This window comes from Ilumatobacter sp. (assembly GCF_049588435.1).
Classification (GTDB): Bacteria; Actinomycetota; Acidimicrobiia; order Acidimicrobiales; family Ilumatobacteraceae; genus Ilumatobacter_A.
The window spans coordinates 1-2,197 of sequence record NZ_JBAVYV010000382.1 but is presented as its reverse complement, the minus strand read 5'-3'; the positions used below and the strand labels follow the sequence as shown (position 1 = coordinate 2,197).

The window sequence follows — 2,197 nt, the reverse complement described above, 5'->3', positions numbered from 1 at the left end:
CCGGAATCGCGACCGAACCCGAAGCGCTGCGCGCGGTGGGGTGGACCGCCGACGCTGCGGGCCTGCGCAAGCTGCGCGACGAGTTGCGTGCGTTCATGCGCGCTGCGCTGCAGCCGTGATCAGTCGTCGACGGAGGCGAGACGTTGATCGAGCACGGCCAGCTCGTTCACGACATCGTCGAGGCGAGCACGGACCGAATCGAGGTCGGCGCGGATCCGTTCGATGTCGCTCCCGCCACCGTTGGGTTCGACGCCTCGACCCATCAGGATCCACGAGATGCTGACACCCAGCACTCCGGCCAACTTGCTCACGCGGTGACCGCGTGGCGAGGTGTCGCCCGTCTCCCACTTGGCGATCGTCGACTCCTTCACCCCGATGCGATCGGCGATCTCCCGCTGCGTGAATCCTGCCGCGGACCGGGCCTCGGCGAGGCGGGCGCCGATGTGGCGTTCGTCGTCGAGCGTCTCGGACCCGTCGGTGTCGTTCTGTTCAGCGAAGAACTGTGCGAGGTCGTCCTGTCCGTTCGTCGGGTCGGCGACGTGGGCGTGCGCAATCGGGTCGGTGGTGTCGTCGGGGTCCATGGTGCCTTTCCGGGGATGGCGGTCCACGGTATCGGCGCGTCGCCGCGCGACGGTCAGGAGCGTGAGCGCTCGATCGAAGCGGTCAGTGGACGTCCCACAGAACCCGCTCGAGCAGTTCGTCGATCGCCGACAGCGCGGCATGCGCCCCTGATGCGGTGACGATCCGACCGTCGTCGCTGCGCACGATCCGGTCCGACTGGACTGCGGCTCCGAGACGCGCGAGGTCGTCGCGGGCGAGCCAGTGCCCGGTCGACTTCTGACCCTCGAGACGTCCGGCCGCTGCGAGCAGCAGGCTGCCGGTCGAGATGGCGAGGACCGCGCGGGCATGCTGCGCGTTGCGGGTGAGCCACGCCATCAACGTCAGATCGGCGACGAGGCGCTCCCATCCGATCCCGCCCGGGATGACGAGGACGTCGGCATCCGGTGCGTCGTCGGGTGTGATGTCGACGTCCACCGTCCGAGCCGGCTCGACCGCCTGCACCCGTCCGACCTCGACGCCGACGAACACGAGGTCCGCGTGCAGACGATCGGCGATCCGTCGAACGGGCTCGTCGATCTCGTTCGACGTGACGCCTTGGAAGACCAACACGCCAACGCGCCATTCTGCGTCGGGGCGGCGGGTCGAGTGGAGCGGCGGCAGGTGTCCCGGACCGAAGCGAGCCAGACGATCGTTGCGGTGGCGGAACGAGTCGATCGTGTCGGCGACGCGATGCCGCCAGCCCGCGTGGCCATCACTCTCGGCGTCGCCCACCGTGTCGAATTCCACCTCGTCGACGTTAGTGCTGGGCCGTGGCACCCGTCACCACAGCGCGCGGAGTGCCGATTCCGCCGCGTGTGCGCCGCACATCCCGTGCACCCCGGCGCCGGGCGGCGTCGCCGCCGAGCAGAGATAGATGCCGTCACCGATCCGGTACGGGTCGAGAGCGGCGCGCGGGCGGACGGCCAACTGCAACGGGCTGTTGGCTCCGGTGGCGATGTCCCCGCCGATGTAGTTCGGGTTGTCGCGCTCGTAGTCGGCGGGCGATCGTGTTCCGATCGCGACGATCCGGTCGCGCACGCCGGGTGCGAATCGCTCGATCTGGCGGAGCACCGCATCGGTGGCGTCGCCCGTGTGGCCGCTGGGAACGTGGGCGTAGGCCCAGATCGGATGATGGTCTCCCTCCGATCGTGTCGGGTCGGCGAGGTACTGCTGGCCCACCAGCACGAACGGTCGATCGGGCATCCGCCCTGCGTGGATGTCGGACTCGGCAGCGGCGATCTCCTCGAGTGTTCCACCGCAGTGCACGGTGACCGCGCGTCGACACGCCTCGTTCGTCCAGTCGAGGCCTCCGTCGACGACGAAGTCGACCTTGAAGACCCCCGGTCCGTGTTTCCACCGCCGGTAGGCGCGACGGACCCGACCCGGCATGCGGGAGCCGACGATCTCGATTGCATGGAGCGGGGCGACGTCGAGCATCACCACGCGACTCGCAGGGAGGTCGTCGATCGAGGTGACGCGACACCCTGTCTCGATCGTGCCGCCGAGCTCGCGGAGGAGTGTGGCCAGCGCGTCGGTGATCGCCTGCGAGCCGCCCTCCGCCACGGGCCATCCGGTCGTGTGTGCGGCGCCCACGAAC

Annotated in this window: 3 protein-coding genes; all 3 read right to left on the bottom strand. The window is 69.5% G+C overall.

Annotation, left to right across the window (positions count from 1 at the left end):
• Window positions 1-119 precede the first annotated feature (119 nt).
• Window positions 120-581 carry a helix-turn-helix domain-containing protein gene (locus WBV89_RS14755; RefSeq protein WP_423982115.1) on the bottom strand — a complete coding sequence of 154 codons (462 nt, stop codon included), beginning with the start codon at window positions 579-581 and terminating at the stop codon, window positions 120-122.
• Window positions 582-663: 82 nt separating this feature from the next.
• Complete coding sequence (locus tag WBV89_RS14750; protein ID WP_423982114.1) at window positions 664-1,347, bottom strand: DJ-1/PfpI family protein; 684 nt, start codon at window positions 1,345-1,347, stop codon at window positions 664-666.
• Window positions 1,348-1,380: 33 nt separating this feature from the next.
• Window positions 1,381-2,197, bottom strand: an 817-nt coding sequence (locus tag WBV89_RS14745; RefSeq protein WP_423982113.1) for a phytoene desaturase family protein, incomplete at its 5' end; no start/stop codon positions are given.